Annotated in this window: 21 protein-coding genes; 13 read left to right on the top strand and 8 right to left on the bottom strand. The window is 74.2% G+C overall.

Annotated features, from left to right (window positions below; translation table 11 throughout):
• The first annotated feature begins 100 nt into the window (after positions 1-100).
• Positions 101-1,699, top strand: a complete 1,599-nt coding sequence (gene abc-f, locus G6R13_RS00305; RefSeq protein WP_098092828.1) for a ribosomal protection-like ABC-F family protein — start codon at positions 101-103, stop codon at positions 1,697-1,699.
• Between the two features lie 30 nt (positions 1,700-1,729).
• Here abc-f and G6R13_RS00300 read toward each other — a convergent pair whose 3' ends face one another.
• From G6R13_RS00300 to G6R13_RS00290, 3 genes are read right to left on the bottom strand one after another with little or no spacing between them, the layout of a single operon-like run.
• The gene (locus tag G6R13_RS00300) at positions 1,730-2,647 is read right to left on the bottom strand and encodes an SURF1 family protein (protein ID WP_070708822.1); all 918 of its coding nucleotides are present in this window, start codon (positions 2,645-2,647) and stop codon (positions 1,730-1,732) included.
• The gene (locus G6R13_RS00295) at positions 2,644-3,015 is read right to left on the bottom strand and encodes a hypothetical protein (RefSeq protein WP_036336831.1); all 372 of its coding nucleotides are present in this window, start codon (positions 3,013-3,015) and stop codon (positions 2,644-2,646) included. The genes G6R13_RS00300 and G6R13_RS00295 overlap by 4 nt, the downstream gene beginning before the upstream one ends.
• Complete coding sequence (locus tag G6R13_RS00290) at positions 3,012-3,479, bottom strand: DUF3099 domain-containing protein (RefSeq protein WP_159833139.1); 468 nt, start codon at positions 3,477-3,479, stop codon at positions 3,012-3,014. Before G6R13_RS00290 ends, G6R13_RS00295 begins: the two co-directional genes overlap by 4 nt.
• 171 nt (positions 3,480-3,650) lie before the next feature.
• Between G6R13_RS00290 and G6R13_RS00285 the strand changes: the two genes are divergently transcribed.
• Both G6R13_RS00285 and G6R13_RS00280 read left to right on the top strand, forming a co-directional pair.
• Positions 3,651-4,397, top strand: coding sequence for a beta-ketoacyl-ACP reductase (locus G6R13_RS00285; RefSeq protein ID WP_159833141.1), 747 nt, complete (start codon positions 3,651-3,653; stop codon positions 4,395-4,397).
• Between the two features lie 37 nt (positions 4,398-4,434).
• The gene (locus tag G6R13_RS00280) at positions 4,435-5,193 is read left to right on the top strand and encodes an SDR family oxidoreductase (RefSeq protein ID WP_159833143.1); all 759 of its coding nucleotides are present in this window, start codon (positions 4,435-4,437) and stop codon (positions 5,191-5,193) included.
• Between the two features lie 73 nt (positions 5,194-5,266).
• On the opposite strand, the gene serB is transcribed toward G6R13_RS00280, so the two are convergent.
• The gene (serB, locus tag G6R13_RS00275) at positions 5,267-6,103 is read right to left on the bottom strand and encodes a phosphoserine phosphatase SerB (RefSeq protein ID WP_159833145.1); all 837 of its coding nucleotides are present in this window, start codon (positions 6,101-6,103) and stop codon (positions 5,267-5,269) included.
• An 86-nt stretch (positions 6,104-6,189) separates the two neighbouring features.
• Here serB and G6R13_RS00270 point away from each other — a divergent pair, with 86 nt between their 5' ends.
• The 6 genes from G6R13_RS00270 to G6R13_RS00245 all read left to right on the top strand — a co-directional run bounded on the left by G6R13_RS00270 (position 6,190) and on the right by G6R13_RS00245 (position 11,238).
• Positions 6,190-7,014, top strand: a complete 825-nt coding sequence (locus tag G6R13_RS00270) for an ABC transporter ATP-binding protein (RefSeq protein ID WP_052520061.1) — start codon at positions 6,190-6,192, stop codon at positions 7,012-7,014.
• Entirely contained in the window at positions 7,011-7,856 is an 846-nt protein-coding gene (locus G6R13_RS00265) for a sulfite exporter TauE/SafE family protein (protein WP_036315227.1), read from the top strand. Before G6R13_RS00270 ends, G6R13_RS00265 begins: the two co-directional genes overlap by 4 nt.
• On the top strand, positions 7,849-8,691 hold the full coding sequence (locus G6R13_RS00260) for an RNA methyltransferase (RefSeq protein WP_159833147.1): 843 nt from the start codon (positions 7,849-7,851) through the stop codon (positions 8,689-8,691). The genes G6R13_RS00265 and G6R13_RS00260 overlap by 8 nt, the downstream gene beginning before the upstream one ends.
• A gap of 109 nt (positions 8,692-8,800) precedes the next feature.
• The gene (locus tag G6R13_RS00255) at positions 8,801-9,058 is read left to right on the top strand and encodes a type B 50S ribosomal protein L31 (protein ID WP_036336843.1); all 258 of its coding nucleotides are present in this window, start codon (positions 8,801-8,803) and stop codon (positions 9,056-9,058) included.
• Positions 9,059-9,161: 103 nt separating this feature from the next.
• Positions 9,162-10,220 (top strand): biotin/lipoate A/B protein ligase family protein, encoded by a 1,059-nt coding sequence (locus G6R13_RS00250; protein ID WP_159833149.1) that lies wholly within the window; start codon positions 9,162-9,164, stop codon positions 10,218-10,220.
• 388 nt (positions 10,221-10,608) lie between these two features.
• Positions 10,609-11,238 carry a hypothetical protein gene (locus tag G6R13_RS00245; RefSeq protein WP_230277982.1) on the top strand — a complete coding sequence of 210 codons (630 nt, stop codon included), beginning with the start codon at positions 10,609-10,611 and terminating at the stop codon, positions 11,236-11,238.
• Positions 11,239-11,317: 79 nt separating this feature from the next.
• Here G6R13_RS00245 and pepN read toward each other — a convergent pair whose 3' ends face one another.
• Both pepN and glgC read right to left on the bottom strand, forming a co-directional pair.
• The gene (pepN, locus tag G6R13_RS00240; RefSeq protein ID WP_159833151.1) at positions 11,318-13,966 is read right to left on the bottom strand and encodes an aminopeptidase N; all 2,649 of its coding nucleotides are present in this window, start codon (positions 13,964-13,966) and stop codon (positions 11,318-11,320) included.
• A gap of 103 nt (positions 13,967-14,069) precedes the next feature.
• Entirely contained in the window at positions 14,070-15,314 is a 1,245-nt protein-coding gene (gene glgC / locus G6R13_RS00235; protein ID WP_061867262.1) for a glucose-1-phosphate adenylyltransferase, read from the bottom strand.
• Positions 15,315-15,427: 113 nt separating this feature from the next.
• Between glgC and glgA the strand changes: the two genes are divergently transcribed.
• Entirely contained in the window at positions 15,428-16,624 is a 1,197-nt protein-coding gene (gene glgA / locus G6R13_RS00230) for a glycogen synthase (RefSeq protein ID WP_002855046.1), read from the top strand.
• Positions 16,625-16,703: 79 nt separating this feature from the next.
• On the opposite strand, the gene G6R13_RS00225 is transcribed toward glgA, so the two are convergent.
• Together G6R13_RS00225 and G6R13_RS00220 are read right to left on the bottom strand one after the other, a co-directional pair.
• Positions 16,704-18,827 carry an acyl-CoA dehydrogenase gene (locus G6R13_RS00225; protein WP_134416990.1) on the bottom strand — a complete coding sequence of 708 codons (2,124 nt, stop codon included), beginning with the start codon at positions 18,825-18,827 and terminating at the stop codon, positions 16,704-16,706.
• The gene (locus tag G6R13_RS00220) at positions 18,824-19,537 is read right to left on the bottom strand and encodes a TetR/AcrR family transcriptional regulator (protein WP_036383382.1); all 714 of its coding nucleotides are present in this window, start codon (positions 19,535-19,537) and stop codon (positions 18,824-18,826) included. The genes G6R13_RS00225 and G6R13_RS00220 overlap by 4 nt, the downstream gene beginning before the upstream one ends.
• A gap of 118 nt (positions 19,538-19,655) precedes the next feature.
• On the opposite strand from G6R13_RS00220, the gene G6R13_RS00215 reads away from it, so the two are divergent.
• Genes G6R13_RS00215 through G6R13_RS00205 form a run of 3 tightly spaced genes read left to right on the top strand, consistent with a single transcriptional unit; the run spans position 19,656 to position 23,277 of the window.
• Positions 19,656-20,999, top strand: coding sequence for an acetyl-CoA C-acetyltransferase (locus G6R13_RS00215; RefSeq protein ID WP_061867265.1), 1,344 nt, complete (start codon positions 19,656-19,658; stop codon positions 20,997-20,999).
• Between the two features lie 32 nt (positions 21,000-21,031).
• Entirely contained in the window at positions 21,032-22,381 is a 1,350-nt protein-coding gene (locus G6R13_RS00210; protein WP_036383386.1) for a 3-oxoacyl-ACP reductase, read from the top strand.
• A 2-nt stretch (positions 22,382-22,383) separates the two neighbouring features.
• Positions 22,384-23,277, top strand: a complete 894-nt coding sequence (locus tag G6R13_RS00205; RefSeq protein ID WP_044658921.1) for a MaoC/PaaZ C-terminal domain-containing protein — start codon at positions 22,384-22,386, stop codon at positions 23,275-23,277.
• The last annotated feature ends 33 nt before the right edge of the window (positions 23,278-23,310 follow it).

The following is a 23,310-nucleotide window of genomic DNA, read 5'->3' as shown; positions in this document are numbered from 1 at the left end:
AGACTGGCCCGGCACCGCGCTGGCCCCCGCCCGTCGAGATCGGCCGGACCCCGCCGGTGCACCCCTGTTCTTCCCTCGACCCCTGGAGTCTGACACCCCCATGCTGACCGTCACCGATGTCGAACTGCGCGTGGGCGCCCGTCTCCTCATGGACGAGGTGAACTTCCGCGTGGACAAGGGGGACAAGGTCGGCCTCGTGGGGCGCAACGGCGCCGGCAAGACGACGCTGACCAAGGTCCTGGCCGGCGGCGGGCAGCCCACGGCGGGCACCGTGACCCGGACCGGGCGCATCGGCTACCTGCCCCAGGACCCCAAGGTCGAGGACATGGACCAGTCCGGCCGCGACCGCATCCTCTCCGCCCGCGACCTGGACCAGACGATCCGCCGCATGCGGGAGGCCGAGGCCGGCATGGCCGCCGTCGACGACGCCGAGCGGGAGCGGGCGATGAACCGCTACTCCCGCCTGGAGGCGGAGTTCGAGGCCCGCGGCGGCTACGCGGCCGAGTCCGAGGCCGCCCGGATCACGTCCAACCTCGGCCTGCCGGACCGCGTCCTGGACCAGCCGCTGCACACCCTCTCCGGCGGCCAGCGCCGCCGCGTGGAGCTCGCCCGCATCCTCTTCTCCGACGCGGACATCCTGCTGCTGGACGAGCCCACCAACCACCTCGACCACGACTCGATCGTGTGGCTGCGCGACTACCTGAAGACCTACTCCGGCGGCCTCCTGATGATCTCGCACGACGTCGAGCTCATGGAGATGACCGTGAACAAGGTCCTCTACCTGGACGCGAACCGGCAGACCATGGACGTCTACAACATGACGTGGAAGAACTACCTCGCCCAGCGCCAGCAGGACGAGGCGCGCCGCCGGCGGGAGTTCGCCAACGCGGAGAAGAAGGCCTCGGCCCTCATGGCCCAGGCCGAGAAGATGCGTGCCAAGGCGACCAAGGCCACCGCCGCGCAGAACATGATCAAGCGCGCCGAGCGGCTCATGCGCGGCGTCGAGGGCGAGCGCGCGGTCGACCGCGTGGCCGCGATCCGCTTCCCCACCCCGCAGGCCTCCGGCAAGACGCCGCTGCGCGCCGAGAACCTCTCCAAGTCCTACGGCTCGCTCGAGATCTTCACGGGAGTGGACCTGGCGATCGACCGCGGCTCGCGCGTGGTGATCCTGGGCTACAACGGCGCCGGCAAGACGACGCTGCTGCGCATGCTCGCCGGGGAGGAGACCCCGGACACCGGGGAGGTGCAGGCGGGCCACGGGCTCAAGCTGGGTTACTTCGCCCAGGAGCACGACACCCTGGACCAGGACGCGTCGGTCCTGGACAACATGCGCCACGCCGCCCCGCAGCTCGGCGACACCCAGGCGCGCACGCTGCTCGGATCGTTCCTCTTCCAGGGCGACGACGTCGACAAGCCCGCCCGCGTCCTCTCCGGCGGCGAGAAGACCCGCCTGGCGCTGGCCACGCTCGTGGCCTCGAGTGCGAACGTGCTGCTGCTGGACGAGCCCACGAACAACCTCGACCCCGCCAGCCGTGAGGAGATCCTCCACGCACTGCGCCAGTACGAGGGCGCCGTGGTGCTCGTGACCCACGACGAGGGCGCCGTCGAGGCGCTCGACCCCGAGCGCGTGGTGCTGCTGCCGGACGGGGTCGAGGACCTCTGGAACGACGACTACAGGGACCTCATCACCCTCGCCTGAGTCCGCGGGCCGCCGAGGCGGAGGGCCGGCTCAGTCGAAGAGCGCATCCTCGGCCTCCTCGTCCGTGAGCCGCCCGTCGCGCCGCCGCCGGGCCGGCTTGGCGCGGGGGACCCGGTGCGCGGAGAGCAGCCCGTCGTCCGCGGCGTCGTCGAGGGCGTCGGCCCGGTCGTTGCGCGCGCGCATCCACGCGGAGTACCCCCACACCCCGAAGCCCATGGCCGCGAACAGGTACCACTGGATCGCGTAGGACAGGTGCGGGCCCTCGTCGAGGGTGGGCTCGACGAGCTTCTGCGGCATCGGCTCCACCGCCGGGTCCTCCGTGACCATGATCCCGTAGGCCGTCCCGGCCACGGGCCCGCCCACGGTGTCGGCGATCTCGGCGAGGTCGATCGAGGGCACCTGACCGTCCGGGGCGTCGCGGTCCAGGGCCGGCTCCCCGGGCTTGACCCGCACCACGACCTCGGCGTGGCCGGCGGGCGGGGCCGGCACGGCGTCCGGCTGACCCGGACTGTTGCCCACCGGGAGCCAGCCGCGGTCCACCACGACGACGGGGCCCTCGTCCGTCCGGAACGGCACGAGCACCTCGTAGCCGGGCTGGCCGGCCCGGGGGCGGTTGCGGACGATGAGCGTCTCGTCGACGAGGTACTCGCCGGTCAGTGTCACGGGCGTCCACTCGTCGTCGGTCTGGAACGCGGTGAACAGCCGGGAGGCCTCGGCGAACGGAACCGGGTCGTCGTCGTAGTTCTCCAGGACGCGGTTGACGCGGTGCTGGACCTCCACGCGGCGGTCCCACTGCCACTGCGCGAGCGCATGGCACAGGAACGCGAAGAGGACGCACACCACGAAGCCGAGGATCCACGGGCCGGTGGCGAGGAAGCCGAAGCGCAGGGCAGGAAGGCGTTCGGCGTCGCGGGCGGTCGGGTCCGTCATGGGGGCGGGGATGCTCATGGGCGCGGGGGCTCCTGCGGGGTCTCGGGCGTGTCGACCTCGGGCGCCTGCGTGGCGGCCGGATCGAGCGGGCGGGAGCGCCGCAGGAAGCCGCGGGCGCTCAGGAAGTCGTCCAGGAAGGGCCGATGGTCCGTGCAGGCCAGCCAGGTCTTCACGCGGTCCGGGGCGTGGACGCGCGGGTTGTTCCACTCCAGGGCCCAGGCGGCCTCCGCGGTGCAGCCACGACGCGAGCAGACCGGCCGCTCGGGCCCGTCCACGGCGGCGTGCGGGGATCGGGCAGTGGAGGCACCGGCGGCGGGGTCAAGGCGGCCGGACGCGAGGGCGCCCAGCAGGTCCATGCCCGGCTCACCCGGGACCGCGCCGATCACGCGCCGCCCCGTCCGGGCAGGCCGGGACTGCCGGCGGACGAGGACCCTCGGCCCAGCGCCCGGGGCGCACGGTCGCGCGGGTCGTCCACGAGGTCGCCGGTGAGCACGACCGGCTCGGGCGCCGCCGTGTCGTCGGGGCGGGGGGCCAGGGCCGGTCCCTGGGTGGGCACGGCGCGCAGGGTGCCGGCCTGCTGCGGGCCGGTGTTGTTCACGCGCACGACGGCGACGTAGGGCAGCACGACCGCGCCGAGGATGAACCCGAGCTGCCACCAGCCGTGGGTGAAGAGCGCGGCGACGAAGCAGGCGGTGCGGAGCAGCATCTGGACCAGGTAGACCTTCATGCGCGCCTCCCGGTCCGCGCTGCGGCCGGCGGCGGCGGTGGTGACCCCCTGGACCTCCGGTGTCGTCCCGCGCCCGGCGCGGGCGGGACGGCCGGCTCGGGAGCTGGCGGCGGAGCTGGTCATGGCGCATCCTCCTGGCACGTCGCGCCCTGCGGAGGGCCCCCGCGCGGCCGCGGACGTAGAGTGGTGGTTCACATGCCGGCGCGCCCGCCCTCGGCGGCGCCCCGCAGGACGGCGTCGACGGCGCCGCGCCGGTGCTTCAGTCTAGTCCCGTCCCGTCCGGAAGGTGTTCCCATGGCCGATCAGACCACCACGCCCGCAGCGGACGCGCAGGCCGCCGGCCGCAGCGTCCTCGTCACGGGGGGCAATCGCGGCATCGGCCTGGCCATCGCCCGGGCGTTCGCCGCGAACGGCGACCGGGTGGCCATCACCTCCCGCTCGGGGGAGGGGCCGGAGGGGGTCCTCGCGGTCCGGGCCGACGTGACGGACGCGGCCTCCGTGGACGCGGCCTTCCGCGAGGTCGAGGAGGCCCACGGCCCGGTCGAGGTGCTCGTGGCCAACGCCGGGATCACCCACGACCAGCTGCTGCTGCGCATGTCCGAGGACGACTTCACCTCGGTGATCGACACGAACCTCACCGGCGCCTTCCGCGTGGTGCAGCGCGCCACCAAGGGCATGATGCGCCTGAAGCGCGGCCGCATCGTCCTGATCTCCTCCGTGGTGGGCCTGCTCGGCTCGCCCGGCCAGGTCAACTACGCCGCCTCCAAGTCCGGCCTCGTCGGGATGGCCCGCTCGATCACGCGCGAGCTCGGCGCGCGCGGCGTGACCGCGAACGTCGTGGCCCCCGGCTACATCGACACCGAGATGACGCAGTCCCTCGACGACGAGCTCAAGGCCCAGTACAAGACGTCCATCCCGGCCGGCCGCTTCGCCGCCCCGGAGGAGGTGGCCGGCGTCGTGCGCTGGCTGGCCTCGGACGAGGCCGCGTACATCTCCGGGGCCGTGATCCCCGTGGACGGCGGCCTGGGCATGGGCCACTGACGACCACCGACCGCTGAGCAGACAGGAAGCACAGAACATGACCGAGCAGGACCTGGCCGGACGCGGCGTCGTCGTCACCGGCTCCTCCCGCGGCATCGGAGCCGCCACCGCCGAGCTGCTGGCCGCCCGCGGCGCGGGCGTCGTGGTGAACTACCGCCAGAAGGCGCCGCGCGCGAACAAGGTGGTGCAGAAGATCGAGGACGCCGGCGGCCGCGCCGTGGCCGTGGGCGGCGACGTGACCGTCGCCGAGGATCGGGCCGCGCTGCTGGACGCCGCCGTGGAGCACTTCGGCTCACTCGACGTGCTCGTGCTCAACGCCTCGGGCGGCATGGAGTCCCAGTTCGGCGAGGACTACGCCCTGAAGCTCAACCGTGACGCCCAGGCCGCGCTGGCCGACGCCGCGCTCGAGCGCATGGGTGCCGGCGGGCAGATCGTGTTCGTGACCTCCCACCAGGCGCACTTCATCGACGAGGTCGCCACGATGGACTCCTACGAGCCCGTGGCCCGCTCCAAGCGCGCCGGCGAGGACGCCCTGCGCGAGCGCATCCCCGCGTTCACCGAGAAGGGCGTGGGCTTCGTGGTGGTCTCCGGCGACATGATCGAGGGCACCATCACCGCCACCCTGCTCGACCGCGCCGAGCCCGGTGCCATCGAGGCCCGCCGCGAGGCCGCCGGCAAGCTCTACTCCGTGGAGGAGTTCGCCGCCGAGATCGCCTCCCTCGTGGGCCGCGAGGACCTCGAGGTCGGCCACACCGAGCTCGTGGGCGGCGCCGAGGACTTCCTCGGGCAGGACTGAACCGCACCACACCCCTGACGACGAGGGCCGGATCCGTGGGATCCGGCCCTAGTGACCTCCGGGAGCGGACGCCTCAGAGACCGAGGAGCCACCGCAGGGGGGTGAAGGAGGGCACGTCGACGACGACGTCCGCGTGCTCCCGGAGGATCGGCTTCGCGCACAGCGCCACGCCGCAGCCGGCCGCCTCGAGCAGATCGATGTCGTTGGCGCCGTCGCCCACGCCGACGGCCTGCTCGGGGGTGAGCCCCGCGTCCTCGGCCCAGGCGCGCAGCATGGCGGCCTTCGCCGCGCGGTCCACGACGTCGCCGAGCACCTTCCCCGTCAGGTGCCCGTCCCGCACCTCGAGCTCGTTGGCGCAGTAGGCGTGCACGCCCCACGCCTCGGCCAGCGGGGCGAGCACCTGGGTGAAGCCGCCGGAGACCGCGCACACCCGGCCGCCGGCCGCGGTGATGGCCTCGATCAGCGCGAGGGCTCCGTCGGTGGGCCGGATGGCCCGCACCACGTCCGCCACGACGCCCACGGGCAGCCCCGCGAGCGCCTCGACGCGCGCGTGCAGCGAGGCGGCGAAGTCGAGCTCACCGCGCATCGCCCGCTCCGTCACCTCGGCGACCTCGGCCTCGCGGCCGGCGTGGGCGGCGAGCAGCTCGATGACCTCCTGCCGGATCAGCGTGGAGTCCACGTCCGTCACCACGAGGGGCGCCGGCGCGGCGGCGACCGTCGCCGGCACCGTGAGCACGTCCCACCCGGAGCCCGGCTCCGGGGCCGCCGCCCACTCGTCCGCGGCGAAGCGCCAGCCCAGCAGGCCGTCGTCGGTGAGCCGCTCGGCGTCGTCGGGCACGCCGGCCGGGGGCGCGTCCGTGACGAGGAGGGCGGGGTCGGCGGTGACGACGAGGCGGCGCAGGGTGCTCATGCGCGGCATCCTAGGCGGGGGTGCGGGCGCGGCCGGGCGTGCGTCGCATCGGCGACGCGCCGGCCGGCCGGACTAGGCTGGCCCCCATGACCACCCCCGCGCCTCCCGACGACTGGTTCCTCCCGGATGAGGACGCCGTGCTGCAGATGCGCCGCGTGCGCGTGCGCCGCGGCACCACCGACATCCTCGGCCCCCTGGACTGGACGGTCCGCGCGGGGCAGCGGTGGATCGTGATGGGCCCGAACGGCGCCGGCAAGTCCACGCTGCTTCAGCTGGCCGCGGCCCGCCTGCACCCGACCGCCGGCGACGTCGGCGTGCTGGACGAGGTGCTCGGCGCCGTCGACGTGTTCGAGCTGCGCCCGCGCATCGGCCTGTCCTCCGCCCAGCTCGCCGCCCAGGTGCCCGCGAACGAGACCGTGCAGGACGCCGTCGTCACCGCCGCCTACGGGATCACCGGCACGTGGCGCGAGCGGTACGAGACGGAGGATCGCGCCCGCGCGCTCGGCCTCGTGGCGACCTGGGGGCTCTCCCGCCTCGCGCACCGCGCGTTCGGCACCCTCTCCGACGGTGAGCGCAAGCGCGTGCTCATCGCCCGTGCCCTGATGACCGATCCCGAGCTGCTCCTGCTGGACGAGCCCGCCGCGGGCCTGGACCTCGCCGGGCGGGAGGACCTCGTGCGCCAGCTGACGGCGCTCGCCACGGACGAGGACGCGCCCGCGCTGGTCCTCGTCACGCACCACCTCGAGGAGGTGCCCCCGGGCTTCACGCATGCCCTGCTGCTGCGGGACGGCGGCGTCGTGGCGGCCGGGCCCATCGAGTCGACGCTCACCGAGGAGCACCTCTCCGCGGCGTTCGGCACGGACCTGAAGGTGACCCGCACCGGCGGTCGGTACACCGCCGTGGCCCGGTGACGGGGCTGCTGACCGCGCAGCTGCTGGGCATGGACCTGTGGCAGGTCCTGCTCGTGCTGCTCGCGGGGTTCTGGGCCGGCACGATCAACTCGGTGATCGGCTCGGGCACGCTCGTCACCTTCCCGACGCTCGTGGCGGTCGGGTTCCCGCCCGTGACGGCCCAGGTCTCCAACGCGATGGGCCTGGTGGCCTCGGGCTTCTCCGGCACGTACGGGTACCGCCGCGAGCTGGCCCAGTCCCGGGCGCTCCTGCCGAAGCTGACCGTCGCGTCCCTGCTCGGCGGGGTCATCGGCGCCGCCCTGCTCACCACGCTGCCCCCGGCCGTGTTCGGCTACGTCGCGCCGGTGCTGCTCGTGGTGGCCCTGACGGTCGTCGTGCTGCAGCCGCGCATCCAGCGGTGGGTCCGGCGTCGGGCGGAGGACCAGGGGCCGACCCCCGGCGCGGACTCTCCCGTGCCGGTGGGCCCCGTGACCCCGACGCTGTGGACGCTCGTGTTCCTGACCGGCATCTACGGCGGCTACTTCGTGGCCGCCCAGGGCGTCATGCTCATGGCGATCTTCGGCGTGCTGCTGGTGGGCGGCACCCTCGTGCACGCCAACGCGGTGAAGACGTGGCTGTCGCTGGTGGTCAACCTCACCGCCGCCGCGTTCTACCTGGTCTTCGCCTTCGACCGCATCGACTGGCGGGCCGTCCTGTTGATCGCGCTCTCCTCGCTCGTGGGCGGGCTCGTGGGCGCGCGGATCGGCCGGCGCATCTCGCCGACGGCGCTGCGCGTCACCATCGTGATCGTGGGCCTGGCCGGGCTGGTGGTCATGGTGATGCGGCAGGTCTCGGGTGGGTGAGGGCGGGACCCGCGAGGTGCGCCTGGAGCGGATCGAGGACCTCGCCGACCCCCGCCTGGCCCCCTACACGACCATGACGGACGCGGCCCTGCGCCGTCGCGTCGACGCGGAGCACGGCGTCTTCCTCGCCGAGTCCTCCCAGGTGGTCCGCCGCGCGCTGGACGCCGGACACACCCCGCGCTCCTTCCTGCTGGGGGACCGCTACCGCGGTTCCTTCGCGGACGTGCTCGCCGCCCATCCGGACGTCCCGGTCTTCACCGGACCCGACGATGTGCTCGAGGCCCTCACCGGCTTCCACCTGCACCGCGGCGCCCTGGCCGCGATGGACCGCCCCGCACCCCGGCCGCTCGCCGACGTCCTCGCGGGCGCCCGGCGCGTGCTCATCGCCGAGGACCTCGTGGACCACACGAACCTGGGCGCCGTGGTGCGCTCCGCCGTCGCCCTCGGCTGGGACGCGCTGCTGCTCACCCCGCAGGCCGCCGACCCGCTGTACCGGCGCGCCATCCGCGTCTCGATGGGCACGGTGTTCCGCCTGCCGTGGGCGCGCCTGCCCGGCCCGGTCGCCGAGTCGCTGCCCGCGCTGCGGGCGGCCGGGTTCGCGGTGGCCGCCCTCGAGGTGACGGACCGCGCCGTGGGCCTGGACTCGCCGGAGATCGAGCCGCTGCGGACCGCCGAGCGCCTGGCCCTCGTCCTCGGCCAGGAGGGGCCGGGGGTCCGGCCCGACACCCTCGCCCAGACCGACGCCGACGTCGTCATCCCCATGCCCGCCGGCGTCGACTCGCTGAACGTGGCCGCGGCCGCGGCGGTCGCGCTGTGGGAGCTGCGCGCGCGCTGACCGGCCCGGGTGCGGTAGAGTGGGCGGCTGGCCCGCCGTCCGGCGGACCCCCTGACCACACCTCTCGCGCCCCTGGTCCCAATCAGGCGGCTGAAACGAAGGATGCACCATGAAGTCTGAGATCCACCCGGATTACCGCTACGTCATCTTCAACGACCTCGCCTCCGGTGAGAAGATCCTCACCCGCAGCACCGCGAACTCCGAGAAGACCGCGGAGTGGACCGATGGCAACACCTACCCGGTGATCGACGTCGAGATCTCGGCCGCCTCGCACCCGTTCTACACGGGCAAGCAGCGCATCATGGACACCGCCGGCCGCGTCGAGCGCTTCAACGCCCGCTTCAAGGGCTTCGGCGGCAAGAAGTGACCGCGGCGGCCTGAGCCGCGCGCCCACCACGACGACGGGCCCCGCGCCCCCGGAGCGATCCGGGCGGTGCGGGGCCCGTCGCGTCGCCCGTAGGCTGACGGGCATGACGACTCTCCACGGTGAATACAAGGTGATCGGCGGCAAGCTGGTCGCGGCGGACCTGACCCTCGCGGACGGCCGGATCGCGACCGCCAGCATCAACGGCGACTTCTTCCTCGAGCCGGACGAGGCGCTCGAGGACCTCAACGCGGCGGTCACCGGGCTGTCCGCGGACGCCGAGCACCGGGTCATCCGGGAGGCCGTCGAGCGGGGGCTGCGCTCCGAGGCCGAGCTGTTCGGCGTGGACGCCTTCGCGGTCGCCTCGGCCGTGCGTCGGGCCCTCGGCAAGGCGACCACGTGGGGGGACCACGAGTGGGAGGTCATCGGGCCGGAGCCGATGCCGATCGCGCTGACCGTGGCCCTGGACGAGGTGCTCACCCGGCAGGTGGCCGAGGGACGTCGCAAGCCGACCATGCGCCTGTGGCAGTGGAACGAGCCGGCCGTGGTGATCGGCGCCTTCCAGTCGCTCGCCAACGAGGTGGACCCCGAGGGGGCGCGGCGGCACGGCATCAACGTGGTGCGGCGGATCTCCGGCGGCGGCGCGATGTTCATGGAGGCGGACAACTGCGTCACGTACTCGATGCACGTGCCGTCGTCGCTGGTCGACGGGCTGGAGACGGCGGAGACCTACCCGTTCCTGGACGAGTGGACCATGGACGCGCTTTCCCGACTCGGCGTGCACGCGTTCTACCAACCGCTCAACGACATCGCCACGGACCAGGGGAAGATCGGCGGCGCCGCGCAGAAGCGGGTGGGCACGGCCGGGCTCCTGCACCACGTGACGATGAGCTACGACATCGACGCGGACAAGATGCTCGAGGTGCTGCGCATCGGCCGGGAGAAGCTGCGCGGCAAGGGCGTGACCTCGGCGAAGAAGCGCGTGGACCCGCTCCGGCGCCAGACCGGCGTCTCCCGCGCCGAGATCTGGGAGACCATGATGACCACCTTCGAGGAGCGCTACGGCGCCCGCCGCGTCGAGCTGGACGAGGCCACCCGTGAGGAGGCCGAGCAGCTGGCCCGCACCAAGTTCACGACCCCCGAGTGGACCGCGCGGGTGCCCTGAGCCGCCTGACGGCGTCCCGGCACCGTCCGGCACGCTTCCGTCCGGGGGCGGTTTGCGGTGGTATTCGACGTGAGTACCGCCCGAAACCGCCCCCGACGCGTCGAGGTGTGGCGGGGCGGCTCTGTCAGGATCGGACCATGACCCCCGACGACGACGCCCCCGTCCGCCTGATCGCCCGCTCCGACGCCCCGGGGCGCCCACGGTCGACCGTGGACGTCCACTGCGCCCTCGAGCTGGAGCTGGCCTCCGGCCGCCGCGTGCCTCTGCTCACGGACCGCGGCTGGACGAGCCGGGCGGCGGCCGCACGCCTGCCCAGGAGGAGACGCGACACTGGGACGCGCTGGCAGCGGTCGCGGCCGAGGCCGGGGTGCCGGTGGGGGCCGCAACGTTGCGCGAGCTGCCGCTCGTGGGGGAGACCTCGCCCGAGCTGGCCGCCCTCGTGGACCGGGCGCACCGCGAGGCCCGCGCCCTGAACCGGCTGCTCGGCGTCCACCCGCTGGCCCTCGGCACGGTCGCGCCGGCCGACGTGCTGGGCGCCGACGCGACCGCCGCGCTGCGGACCGGGCTGGCCGCGGGACTCGGCGTCGCGCCGACGGCGTGGGAGGACCCGGGCGTCGTGCTCGCGCCCGCCGCGGACGCCGACCCGGAGCTGCTGCACGTGGTCCTGCTGCACACGACCGCGGTGGTCGCCGGGCCACCCGCACTCGTGGCCCGCCTCGCGGACGCCGACGTCTCCGACCTGCTCGACGACGCCTCCCTCGGCGCGCACCTGCGCCGCCCGGTGGAGGACGTGTCGGCGGCCTGGCTCCACGCGGCCGACCGGCAGGCGCTGTCCCTCGACCCGGACGGCGGGGCCGCGCACGTGGCGCGCCACGCCGAACTGACGGCCGTGCTGGAGACGCGGCCCGTCGTCGTCGAGCGGGTGGGGATGCGCGACCGGGACGCCCAGCGCGCCGCCGACGCCGTGGGCCTGCGCCGGGTGGGCCGGGAACGCGTGCTCCGCGTCGCCGCGCCCTGAGCTGGAATGGTCACGACACGCCGCCTCGCCCGAGGGGAGGCGGCGTGTCGTGAACACTCTGCGCGGGAGGGCTTACCGCTCAGCCCGCCGGCTGCACCGCCTGCACGCGCAGGGACCGCCGCAGGGCGTCCGTGTGCTCCACGACCAGGCGCCGCAGGGCCCCCGGGGCGTCGCGGTGCTCGTCCAGCCAGCGCTGGGCCGCGGCCAGCGTCGGGTGCGACTCCTGCGCGTCGACGCCGCCGGCCACCGCATCCTGGCGGCCCGGGAACAGCCCGCCGATCGCGCGCGAGGCCAGCCCGTTGGACCGCGAGGCCCACACCGAGGTCAGGCGCGGCCAGAAGCCGGACTCGTAGGGGGCGAGGAGCTCGACCTCGCCCGCCGCGAAGCCGGCCGCCGTGGCCGAGAGCAGGTCGTTGGACAGCTCCGTGCCGGTGGCCGTGCGGCCGGACATGACCGCCTCCCACGCCGCGGCCTTGACCTCGGCCTCGGGGCGGGCGGCCGCGGCGAGGCGGTGCCACGTGACCGTCTGGGCGGTGCGGCCGGCCTCGAGCTCCGCGTCCAGGCGGTCCTGGCCGGCCCGGCCGGTCGCGGCGAGGGCCTGGAGCACGAGCCAGCGCAGCTCCGCGTCGATCGCCAGGCCCGGCGCCGACGTCGCCGCGTCCTCGCCGAGCAGGGCGGCCTCGAGGGCCGCGGCCATCCCGACGTCGGCGCGCGCCAGCGTCGCCCACGTGCGGGCCGCGGTGCGCTGGCGGTCGGAGCCGGCCTCGAGCGTGCGGGTCTGCTCGGCCAGGACCTCGCCCAGCCGGGCCCGCAGCGCGTCCCGGTCCTCGGCGCGGGCGTACTGGCCCACGGCCGCGGCGGCCTGCGTCAGCACCTGCGCGTGCACGCCCACGGTCGCGATCCGCGCGGACAGCGTCGCCACCGCGTCCAGGAACCGGGCGACCGGCAGCTCGCCGTCGCGGGTCATCGACCACAGGGCGGCCCACACGGTGGCCTCCGCGAGCGGGTCCGCGATGGGGTGCGTCAGGGCCGCGCGCAGCGAGCCCGCGTCGAGCGCGACGGCGGCGTAGGTGAGGTCCTCGTCGTTGGGCAGCACGAGGCGGACGCCCCCGGGGACCTCGAGGTCCGGCAGGGGCACGGCCGCGCCCTCCGCCCCGCCCGGCACGTCGGCGGTGACCTGGGCGGTGCGGCGCAGGACGCCGTCCTGCCCGGGCGTGAAGAGGCCGACCTTCAGCACGTGCGGGCGGAGGATCGGCCCGCCCGTGACCGGGTCCGTGCCCTCCTGGCGCAGCACCGGGGCGTCGCCGTCGACGTCGACCCGCAGCCGGGGCACGCCGGAGGTGTGCAGCCACGCGTCCGCCCACGCGCGCATGTCCCGCCCAGAGGCGGCCTCGAGCGCGGCCATGAAGTCGGCGAGGGAGGCGTTGCCCCACGCGTGGGCGGCGAAGTAGCGGTGCGCGGCGTCGAGGAACGCGTCCCGGCCCACGTAGGCGGCCAGCTGCTTGAGCACGGAGGCGCCCTTGGCGTAGGTGATGCCGTCGAAGTTCTGACGGGCGGCCTCGAGGTCGACGATGTCCGCGACGATGGGGTGCGTCGTCGGCATCTGGTCCTGCACGTACGCCCAGGCCTTGCGGCGGGACGCGAAGGTCACCCACGCGGTCCGGAAGTCGGTGGCCTCGTCCACGCCGAGGGCGCCCATGTAGTCCGCGAACGACTCCTTGAGCCACAGGTCGTCCCACCAGTGCATCGTCACGAGGTCGCCGAACCACATGTGCGCCATCTCGTGCAGGATCACGTTGGCCCGGCCCTCGTACTGGACCGCGGTGGCCCGCGAGGTGAACACGAAGTCCTCGGTGAAGGTCACGAGGCCCGGGTTCTCCATGGCGCCGAGGTTGTACTCGGGCACGAACGCCTGGTCGTACTTGCCCCACGGGTACGCGACGCCGAAGAGGTCGTGGAAGAACGTCAGCCCCCGCTTCGTCACGTCGAACACGGCCTCGGGGTCGAACGCGTCGGCCATCGTGCGCCGGGTGAACAGCCGCAGCGGCACGGCCTGCGCACCGCTGGCCGGGTGACCGTCCCAGGCGTCCTCCCACTGCGCATAGGGGCCGGCGAGCAGCGTCGTGATGTAGGTGGACTGGGGGAGCGTCGGGGCGAACTCCGCCCGGACGACGCCGTCCCCGGCCCGCGTCCGGGACACCTCGGGCCGGTTCGAGGCCAGCACCCAGTCCTCGGGTCCGGTGAGGGAGAAGGTGAAGGCGGCCTTGAGGTCCGGCTGCTCGAAGTCCGGGAACACGCGGCGCGCGTCGGCGGGCTCGTACTGGGTGTAGAGGTAGACCTCGCCGTCGGCGGGGTCCGTGAAGCGGTGCAGGCCCTCGCCCGACCGGGAGTACACGGACCGGCCGACCAGCTCGACCACGTTCTGCGCCGCCAGATCGGGCAGCAGCACCCGGGCCCCGCCCACGACCTCGGCCACGTCCAGCGCCGTGCCGTTGAGGGTCACCGACTCCACGCCCCCGTGGATCCAGTCCAGGTGGGTCTGCGCGCCCGGCTCGGCGCACGCGAAGCGGATCACGGTGCGGACCGGATAGGTGTCGGTCGCGGCGTCCCGGGCGTCGGAGAGGTCCACGTCCACGGCGTAGTCCTGCACCGTGAGCAGGCGGGAGCGTTCCGCGGCCTCAGCGCGGGTGACGTTGGTGGCGTCGAGGTCGGGGGTGGTGTCGGTCAAGGCGAGCCTCCGGTCGGGGATCCAGCGGGGACGGCGACGCGCGGACACACCGGGGCGTGCCCGCGCGTCGGCGGTGGTCCGGGACCGGCGGCCCGGGGCCGCGTCAGTGCGGCTTCGGGACGGGCTGGCCCTTGGAGAGCACCGTCAGGCCGGATTCTGTCACGGTGTAGCCGTTCGCCTCGTCCTCCGCCCGGTCGAAGCCGATGCGCGCGCCCGGGGGCACGACCACGTTCTTGTCCAGGATCGCGTTGCGCACGTGGGCCCCCTCGCCGATCACGACGGAGTCCAGCAGCACCGACTGCTCCACCCACGCCTCGTTGTGCACGCGCACGTCCGTGGAGAGCACGGACTGGGCCACGGTGCCGCCGGAGATGACCACGCCCTGGGAGAGGATCGAGTCGTTCGCCGAGCCGGGGCGGCGGGTGGACGAGCGCACGAGCTTGGCGGGCGGGGAGACGGACTGGCGGGTGTAGAGCGGCCACTCGCGGTTGTAGAGGTTGAACTCCGGCCACGGCTGCACCAGGTCCATGTGCGCGTCGTAGTAGGAGTCCAGGGTGCCGACGTCCCGCCAGTAGTGCTTGCCGGCCGTGCCGCCGGGCACCTCGTTGGAGGTGAAGTCGTACACCCCGGCCTCGCCGCGCTCCACGAACAGCGGGATGATGTCCCCGCCCATGTCGTTGTTCGACTCGGGGTTCTCCTCGTCCTGGTTCAGCGCCGCCACGAGGGCGTCCGTGTCGAACACGTAGTTGCCCATCGAGGCCAGGAACTGCGTGGGGTCGTCCGGCAGGCCGGGGGTCGTCTTCGGCTTCTCCACGAACGCCGAGATCCGCGTCCTGTCCTGCGGGTCCGTCTCGATCACCCCGAACGAGGAGGCCAGCTCGAGGGGCTGGCGCACCGCGGCCACGGTCGCCTTGGCGCCCGAGGCGATGTGCTGGTCCACCATCTGCTGGAAGTCCATGTGGTAGACGTGGTCCGCGCCGATGACGACGACGATGTCCGGCCGTGCGTCGTGGATCAGGTTCATGGACTGGTAGATGGCGTTCGCGCTGCCCGTGAACCAGTCCTTGCCCCGGCGCTGCTGCGCCGGCACGGAGGCCACGTAGTTGTTCAGCAGCGTGGACATCCGCCACGTCTCGGAGATGTGGCGGTCCAGCGAGTGCGACTTGTACTGCGTCAGCACGACGATCTCGCGGTACCGGCTGTTGACCAGGTTGGACAGCGCGAAGTCGATGAGGCGGTACGTGCCGCCGAACGGGACGGCCGGCTTGGCACGGTCGGCCGTCAGCGGCATCAGACGCTTGCCCTCACCGCCCGCCAGCACGACCGAGAGGACCTTCTTCTGCACCATCTGCGTCACTCCTCATGAGCCGGGTCGTCGCGACCCGCACGCGTGCTCTGGGCGTGCGGGGCATCCGTGCCGCCAGACTATCGACCCCCGCCGGGCTGAACTAGGTTGGGGGCGTGCGCATCGACATCGTGAGCAAAGAGTTCCCCCCGTCCATCTACGGCGGTGCCGGCGTCCACGTCGCCGAGCTGACCCGCGTCCTCGCCTCCCGCGTCGACGTCCGCGTCCATGCCTTCGGCGAGCCGCGCGACCCGGACTACCACGGGGCCCGCGTCCTGACGTACCCGAACCCGCCCGGGTTCGACGCCGCCAACGGGGCCGTGCAGACCCTGGCCACCGACCTCACGATCCTCGGGGACCTCGAGGGCGCCGACGTCATCCACTCCCACACCTGGTACGCCAACCTGGCCGGCCACCTCGGCAAGCTCCTGCACGAGGCCCCCCACGTCCTCTCCGCGCACTCCCTCGAGCCGCTGCGCCCCTGGAAGGCGGAGCAGCTCGGCGGCGGCTACGCCCTGTCCAGCTGGGCCGAGCGCACGGCCTACCTCGGGGCGGACGCGGTCATCGCGGTCTCGGACGGCATGCGTCGGGACATCCTGGCCTGCTACCCGGACGTGGACCCGGCAAAGGTGCACACGGTCCACAACGGCATCGACACACAGGTCTGGACCCCGCAGACCGGCACCGCCGCACTGGAGAAGTACGGAATCGACCCGGACAAGCCCTCCGTCGCGTTCGTCGGCCGCATCACGCGCCAGAAGGGCGTGCCCCACCTGCTCCGTGCGGCCCTGCGGCTGCCGGAGGACGTCCAGCTCGTGCTGTGCGTGGGCGCCCCGGACACCGCGGAGCTGGCGCACGAGGTGAACGGGTTGATCGCCGAGCTGCGGCGCACCCGCCAGGGCGTCGTCGTGATCGAGGGGATGATCCCGCGCCACGAGGTGATGGAGATCCTCACGGCCGCCACCGTGTTCGCCTGCCCCTCGGTCTACGAGCCGCTGGGCATCGTCAACCTCGAGGCGATGGCGTGCGGCACCGCCGTCGTCGCCTCCGCCGTGGGCGGCATCCCGGAGGTCGTGCAGGACGGCGAGACCGGCCTGCTCGTCCCCTTCGAGCAGGTCGACGACGGCACGGGGGCGCCCGTGGACGAGGAGGGGTTCGCCGCCGACTTCGCGGCCGCGCTCACCCGCGTCGTGGAGGACCCGGAGCGCGCCCGCGCGATGGGTGAGGCCGGCCGGGCCCGCGCGATCGAGCACTTCTCGTGGGAGACCATCGCGGAGCGCACGATCGAGGTCTACGAGGCCGTGCTGCGCTGAGCCCGCCCGGCCGACCACGCAGACGGGCCCCCGCCACCGCGAGGTGACGGGGGCCCGGTGCGTCCGGGGACGGACGCGGTCAGCCGCGGCGACCCCGCGCCGCCTTCTCGCGGGCGCGCACGGCCTTCTCGTCCTCCGGCTCCTCGCCGGCGGCCCGGCGGGCCGTGAACCAGGCGTGGGCCTCCTCCTGGCGCTGGGTCTCGGCGTCCGTGGCCACCGCCATGCGCAGGTGCTCGGGCTCGAGGCCGAACGCCTCGACGAGCTCGAGGGCGAAGGGGCGCAGCCGCTCGGCCAGCCGGTTGACGTAGCCGCGCAGGGCCCGGGCGCGCTGGCTCGAGACGCGGCCGTGGGCCACGAACCAGCCGAGGTCGTCCTCGATGAGGCGCAGCGCGAAGAGGTCGCGCAACCACGTCAGGACGGTCTTCGTGGTCTCATCCGTGATGCCCTCCAGGGCGCGGGTGAAGGCCTCCCACTGCAGCAGCTCGCCGTGGTTGCGGGCGGCCTCGATGAGCTCGTGCTGGCGCGTGTTGAACGCCTCCGCCTGCGCCGCCTGGCCCTTGCCCCGGGCCCCCGAGAGGGTGCCGGCGACGTCGGCGGTCTTGGCGCGGACGCGCTCGGTGAGCAGCTCATGCTGCACGGCGGGGTCCTTGAACCAGTTCGCGGAGCGGCGCTCGGACCCGCCGTCGGCCACGGACTGGACGGCCTTGTGCAGGCCCGCACGGTGGAGGGCGTCCGAGGCCTGATGGACCACGTAGCGGGAGACGGCGCCCACACTGAGACGTCCGAACTCCTTCGAGTAGTCGGTCAGCAGACGCTTGCCCACCAGCTGCAGGAGCACCGTGTTGTCGCCCTCGAACGTGACGTACACGTCCAGGTCGGCACGCATCTGGGCCACCCGGTTCTCGGCGAGGAATCCGGCGCCGCCGCACGCCTCGCGGGCCTCCTGCAGGGTGTCCAGGGCGTGCCACGTGGTCAGCGGCTTGACGGCCGCGGCGAGCGTCTCGAGCTCCTGCCGGTCCACGTCCGTGTCGGAGCGGCCGGAGAAGACGTCGTCGAACTTCTCGACGAGCTCGTTCGAGGCGAAGGCGTCCGCGTAGGCGCGGGCCAGGCGGTCGATGAGGCGGCGCTGGTGGTTCTGGTAGTCCAGCAGCACCTCCTCCCGCTGCGGGTCGGAGGCGTTGAACTGGCGGCGCTGCTCCGCGTAGGCCAGCGCACCGTGCAGGCCGAGGAAGGAGGCCGTGGTGGCGGCGAGGGACAGGGAGACGCGGCCCTGGACGAGCGTGCCGAGCATCGTGAAGAAGCGACGCCCGGGGGAGGCGATGGGCGAGGAGTAGGTACCGTCCTCGGCCACGTCGCCGTAGCGGTTGAGGAGGTTGGTGCGCGGGATGCGGACCTGGGTGAAGTGCAGACGGCCGTTGTCGATGCCGTTCAGTCCGCCCTTGAGGCCGTCGTCCTCGCCACCCACGCCGGGCAGGAAGGCACCCTCCTCGTCCCGGATGGGGACGTAGAAGCAGTGCACGCCGTGGTTGACGCCCCGGGTGATCAGCTGCGCGAAGACCGTGGCCGCCCTGCCGTGCAGCGCGGCGTTGCCGAGGTAGTCCTTCCAGGCGCCCTTGAACGGGGTGTGGATGACGAACTCCTGGGTCGCCTCGTCGTACGTGGCGGTCGTGGCGATCGAGGCGACGTCCGAGCCGTGCCCGATCTCGGTCATGGCGAAGGCGCCCGGGACGCTCAGGTCCATCGCGCCCGGCAGCCACCGACGGTGGTGCTCCGCGGTGCCCAGGTGCAGGATCGCCGAGCTGAACAGGCCCCACTGCACACCGGCCTTGATCTGCAGGGAGGGGTCGGCGAGCACGAGGTCACCGAAGGCGGCGAGGTTGCCGCCGTGGTTGTCCTCGCCGCCGAACTCGCGCGGGAAGGCGCGGTGGACCGCGTTGCGCTCCACGAGGACGCCCAGCTGCCGCAGGACGCGGGCGCGGTGCTCGTCCATGCCGAGCAGCGGGTCGCGCCACAGGGCGGGGTCCTTGGCGAGTTCGCGGGATTCGCGGCGCTCCGCGGCCCAACGGCCGAGGAGGGCCTCCTCGAGGGCCGCGGCGTCGAGGGAGCCGGGCGTCGGCCGCTCGGGCGCGATCTCGGCGACGTCGGAGGGAACCTCGGTGCTGGGCGTCGAGGACTGGGGGGCGAGCTTCTCGTGGACGGTCATGACGATGCTCCTGTTCGTGAGTGGGGGCGGGCGCGGTCGGCGTCCGCCGCCGCGGGTTCGAGGGAGGCGCCGGGCGCGGCGCCGATGAGGCCGGTGAGCAGCCAGTCGGCGATGGCGCGGGCCATCGCCTCGACCGGGATGCGACCGGCGGCCGGGGTCCGCAGCCAGGTCTCGGCGGCGGCCCGGACGAGGCCGACGGCGGCGCGCGGCCACAGGGCGAGCGGGTCCGCCGGCGCCGGGGCGTGGCCCCGCGCGGCCATCCCGCGCGCCAGGCCCGACTCGAGCACGGCGTAGACGCGCTCGAGGAACGGGCCCAGCACAGGGGCCTCGGCCGCGGCGGGGGGCGGGGCGACGGCGAACGCGTACACCTCGGGCGACGTCGCCGCGACCGTGAGGTACACCTCGACCATGCGACGCAGCGCCTCGGGTTCGGAGACCGGTTCGTCCGCGACCTCGAGCAGGCGGCGCTCCATGTGGGCGGTGACCCGCTCGGACACCGCCAGGCGCAGGCCCTCGCGGTCGCCGAAATAGCGGTAGTAGACGGTCTTGGAGGTGCCCGCGTGGGACGCGATCTCCTCCATCGAGGCGTGTGCGCCCAGGGCGTGCACGGCCGACCGGGCGGCCCGGACCAGTTCCAGACGGCGCTCGGCGCGGTGCCGGTCCCAGCGGACGCTGCGACCGTCCCGGGCGGTGGACGTAACGGGGTTCACGAAACCGAGCGTATCAGGTACTGTGGGTCACAGTCACCCACCCCGCCGATGTCCGTATCGTCCGGGGTGGAAACGCCCCCGCCGCGTCGGCGGTGGGCCCGCCGTCGAGAGGACCGTCATGACCCACCACGAGACCCCCGCGTCCGAGACCGCCTCCCGCCCCGCCGTCGCCGGTGGAGCGCTGCGCCCCGCCGTCATCCTGGGCGGCAACCGCATCCCCTTCGCCCGTGCCAACACCGCCTACGCCGAGGCCGGGAACCAGGAGATGCTCACGGCCACGCTCGACGGCCTCGTCGCGCGGTTCGGGCTCCAGGGCGAGCGCATCGGCCAGGTCACCGCCGGCGCCGTCCTCAAGCACCCGCGCAACTTCAACCTCACCCGCGAGGCCGTCCTGGGCTCCGCGCTCTCCGCCGCCACCCCGGCCGCCGACGTCCAGGTGGCCTGCGCCACCGGCATGGAGGCCCTGGGCACCCTCGCCAACAAGATCCGGCTCGGCCAGCTCGACTCCGCCATCGGCGGCGGCGTGGACTCGATCTCGGACGCGCCCGTCTCGCTCTCGGACGGCGCGCGCCGCGTGCTGCTGCAGCTCAACACCGCCAAGACCACGAAGGACCGCCTGCGCGCCCTCGCCCAGCTGCGCCCCGGGCAGCTCGTGCCCGAGCCGGCCGGCGCGGGCGAGCCGCGCACCGGCATGTCCATGGGCGAGCACCAGGCCCTGACCACCCACAAGTGGGGCATCACCCGTCAGGCCCAGGACGAGCTCGCCGCGGCCTCCCACCGGAACCTCGGCGCCGCCTACGCCGCCGGGTACATGGACGATCTGGTGACCCCGTTCCACGGCCTGGCCCGCGACAACAACCTCCGCCCCGACTCCACGCCGGAGAAGCTGGCCGGCCTGAAGCCCGCGTTCGGCCGCCAGCTGGGGGACGAGGCGACCATGACGGCCGGCAACTCCACCCCGCTCACCGACGGCGCCTCCGCGGTGCTGCTCTCCTCCGAGGAGTGGGCCGCCGAGCGCGGACTGCCCGTGCTCGCCGAGTTCGTGGACATGGAGAACGCCGCCGTGGACTTCGTCGACGGACACGAGGGCCTGCTCATGGCCCCCGCCTACGCCGTCCCGCGCCTGCTGGCCCGGCACGGGCTCACCCTCGACGACCTCGACTTCGTGGAGATCCACGAGGCGTTCGCCGGCACCGTCCTGTCCACGCTCGCCGCCTGGGAGGACGAGGAGTACTGCCGCGAGCGCCTCGGGCTGCCGGGTGCGCTGGGCTCGGTGGACCGCGCCCGGCTCAACGTGCACGGCTCCTCGTTGGCGGCCGGTCACCCCTTCGCCGCCACCGGCGGCCGCATCGTCGCCCTGCTGGCCAAGATGCTGCATGAGAAGGGGGAGGGCTCCCTCGGCCTCATCTCCGTCTGTGCCGCCGGCGGCCAGGGCATCGTCGCCCTGCTCCGCGGCCGCTGAGCCCCGACCGACCCGACCCGAGAGGACCGACCATGACCGACCGTTACGGCACCTTCGTCGCCTCGCCCCTGGGCCGCCGCCTCACCGGCGCCCTGGGCCTGCCTCAGCCCGTCGAGCTGCGCCGGCACACCCCCGGCGACCCCGTGCTGCCCGGCTCCGTGCTCGTCTTGGGCGCGACCCCCGCAGCCGCGGACGCCCGCACCCTCTTGGCCTCGTGGGGCCTCGAGGTCGCCGACGCCCCCCGGGAGGGCGCCCGCCACGCGGCGATCGTCGCGTGCTTCGACGGGGTCGCCACGCCCGCGGACCTCGGCGCGGTGGCGCTGGAGATCGGCGGCGCGCTGCGCTCGCTGGGCTCCTCCTCGCGCGTGGTGACGGTGTTCGAGGACCCCGAGGCCGCCACGGACCCGACCCTGCGCGCCGCCCGCCAGGGCGTGACGGGCCTGACCCGCTCCATCGCGCACGAGATGCGCCGCGGCGGCACGGCCAACGGCCTGGTCCTGGGCGAGGGCGTGCCGCTCACCGCCCCCGGTGCGGCCGGCGCGCTCGCGTTCCTGCTCTCCGGCCGCGCGGCGTACGTCTCCGGCCAGTTCGTGCCCGTCGCCACCGCCGACGGCGCTGTCCCCGCCGACGCGGCGCGCCCGCTGGCCGGCAAGGTCGCCGTGGTCACCGGTGCCGCCCGCGGCATCGGCGCCGCCATCGTGCGGACGCTCGCCCGCGACGGGGCCGTGGTCGTCGGCGTGGACGTCCCGGCGGCGGGCGAGGCGCTGGCCGAGGTCGTGAACGAGGTCGGCGGCACGGCGCTCGCCCTGGACATCACGGCGCCGGACGCGGGCGCTCGCATCCTCGAGCACTGCCGCACCCGGCACGGCCGGATGGACGTGGTGGTGCACAACGCCGGGATCACCCGGGACCGGATGCTGGCCAACATGGACGCCGCGCGCTGGGACTCCGTCCTCGCCGTGAACACCACGGCCCAGCTGGCCATGAACGAGGCGTTCCTCGCCGAGGACGCCCGGGACGTGGCGGGTCAGGGGCTGCGCATCGTGGGCCTGGCCTCCATCTCCGGCATCGCGGGCAACCGCGGCCAGACGAACTACGCGGCCTCGAAGGCCGGGGTCATCGGCCTGACGGCGGCGTCCGCCCCGGTCCTCGCGGCCCGCGGGGGCACGATCAACGCGGTGGCCCCGGGCTTCATCGAGACCGAGATGACCGCGAAGATCCCGCTCGCCACGCGCGAGGTGGGCCGGCGGCTCAACGCGCTGCAGCAGGGCGGTCTGCCGCAGGACGTGGCCGAGACGGTGGCCTGGCTCGCCTCGGACGCCGCCGGAGGCACCAACGGGGCCACGCTGCGGGTCTGCGGCCAGTCGAAGCTGGGGGCGTGAGGATGCAGACCACGCAGCTGTCCGCCCCGCCCTCCCTCGGCCGGCTCTACGTCCGCGCCGCGGGGCGGGCCGCCACGGACGCCGTCGTCCGTCGGCGCCGTCCCCGCGAGCTCCCGGACCGTCAGGTGGTCGTGACCGGCCACCGCATCCCGGCCGAGGCCGTGACCGCGTGGCGCGGGGCCGTCGGGTCCGCGGATCCGGCGGACCTGCCCTCGGTCCTGGTGCACACCCAGGTGTTCGGCGCGGCGATGGAGCTGATGGCCGACCCCGAGTTCCCGCTGCCCCTGCCCGGGCTGGTGCACCTGAGCAACACCGTCCTGCACCACCGGCCCGTCCCGGCTGAGACCGCCCTGCGCGTCACCGCGCGTGCGGTGGGTCTCGTCCCGCACCACGCGGGTACCGCCGTGGACGTCGTCGTGACCGTCGAGGGGCCCGGCGACGACGGCGGGGAGGCACTGCTGTGGGAGGGCGTCTCCCGGTACCTCGCCAAGGGCGTCCACCTCTCCGGCCTGCGTCCCGAGCGGCCCGCCCGCCCGGACTTCGTGCCCCCGACGCCGACCGCCCAGTGGCGCTTCGGGACGGGGGCCGGACGCCGGTACGCGGGCGTCTCCGGGGACTGGAACCCGATCCACCTGACGGGCGTCTCGGCTCGACTGTTCGGCATGAAGGGCGCGATCGCCCACGGGATGTTCCTGGCCGCCCGGATGCTCGAGGGCCGTGAGCCGGCCGGCGCCGGGTTCCGCTGGCACATCGACTTCGAGGCGCCCGTCGTGCTGCCGACCACCGTGGCCGTCCGCTACGAGCCCGGGCCTGACGGCGGCACGCGCGTGTACGGCTGGGATGCGCGGCGCCGGCGCCCGCACTTCTCCGGGGAGATCACTCCGCTCGAGTCCTGACGGCCCCCGGGCCCGCGCACCGGCCCGCCGAGA

This window comes from Micrococcus sp. Alg238-R198, assembly GCF_900537135.1.
Classification (GTDB): Bacteria; Actinomycetota; Actinomycetes; order Actinomycetales; family Micrococcaceae; genus Micrococcus; species Micrococcus luteus.
This window is presented reverse-complemented; position numbering and strand designations above follow the sequence as displayed.

Excerpts from the sequence above, each read along its gene's own strand:
- abc-f (WP_098092828.1), top strand. The coding sequence starts at position 101 with ATGCTGACCGTCACCGATGTCGAACTGCGCGTGGGCGCCCGTCTCCTC.
- G6R13_RS00300 (WP_070708822.1), bottom strand. The coding sequence starts at position 2,647 with ATGAGCATCCCCGCCCCCATGACGGACCCGACCGCCCGCGACGCCGAA.
- G6R13_RS00290 (WP_159833139.1), bottom strand. The coding sequence starts at position 3,479 with ATGACCAGCTCCGCCGCCAGCTCCCGAGCCGGCCGTCCCGCCCGCGCC.
- G6R13_RS00285 (WP_159833141.1), top strand. The coding sequence starts at position 3,651 with ATGGCCGATCAGACCACCACGCCCGCAGCGGACGCGCAGGCCGCCGGC.
- G6R13_RS00280 (WP_159833143.1), top strand. The coding sequence starts at position 4,435 with ATGACCGAGCAGGACCTGGCCGGACGCGGCGTCGTCGTCACCGGCTCC.
- serB (WP_159833145.1), bottom strand. The coding sequence starts at position 6,103 with ATGAGCACCCTGCGCCGCCTCGTCGTCACCGCCGACCCCGCCCTCCTC.
- G6R13_RS00270 (WP_052520061.1), top strand. The coding sequence starts at position 6,190 with ATGACCACCCCCGCGCCTCCCGACGACTGGTTCCTCCCGGATGAGGAC.
- G6R13_RS00255 (WP_036336843.1), top strand. The coding sequence starts at position 8,801 with ATGAAGTCTGAGATCCACCCGGATTACCGCTACGTCATCTTCAACGAC.
- G6R13_RS00250 (WP_159833149.1), top strand. The coding sequence starts at position 9,162 with ATGACGACTCTCCACGGTGAATACAAGGTGATCGGCGGCAAGCTGGTC.
- glgC (WP_061867262.1), bottom strand. The coding sequence starts at position 15,314 with ATGGTGCAGAAGAAGGTCCTCTCGGTCGTGCTGGCGGGCGGTGAGGGC.
- G6R13_RS00225 (WP_134416990.1), bottom strand. The coding sequence starts at position 18,827 with ATGACCGTCCACGAGAAGCTCGCCCCCCAGTCCTCGACGCCCAGCACC.
- G6R13_RS00215 (WP_061867265.1), top strand. The coding sequence starts at position 19,656 with ATGACCCACCACGAGACCCCCGCGTCCGAGACCGCCTCCCGCCCCGCC.
- G6R13_RS00210 (WP_036383386.1), top strand. The coding sequence starts at position 21,032 with ATGACCGACCGTTACGGCACCTTCGTCGCCTCGCCCCTGGGCCGCCGC.
- G6R13_RS00205 (WP_044658921.1), top strand. The coding sequence starts at position 22,384 with ATGCAGACCACGCAGCTGTCCGCCCCGCCCTCCCTCGGCCGGCTCTAC.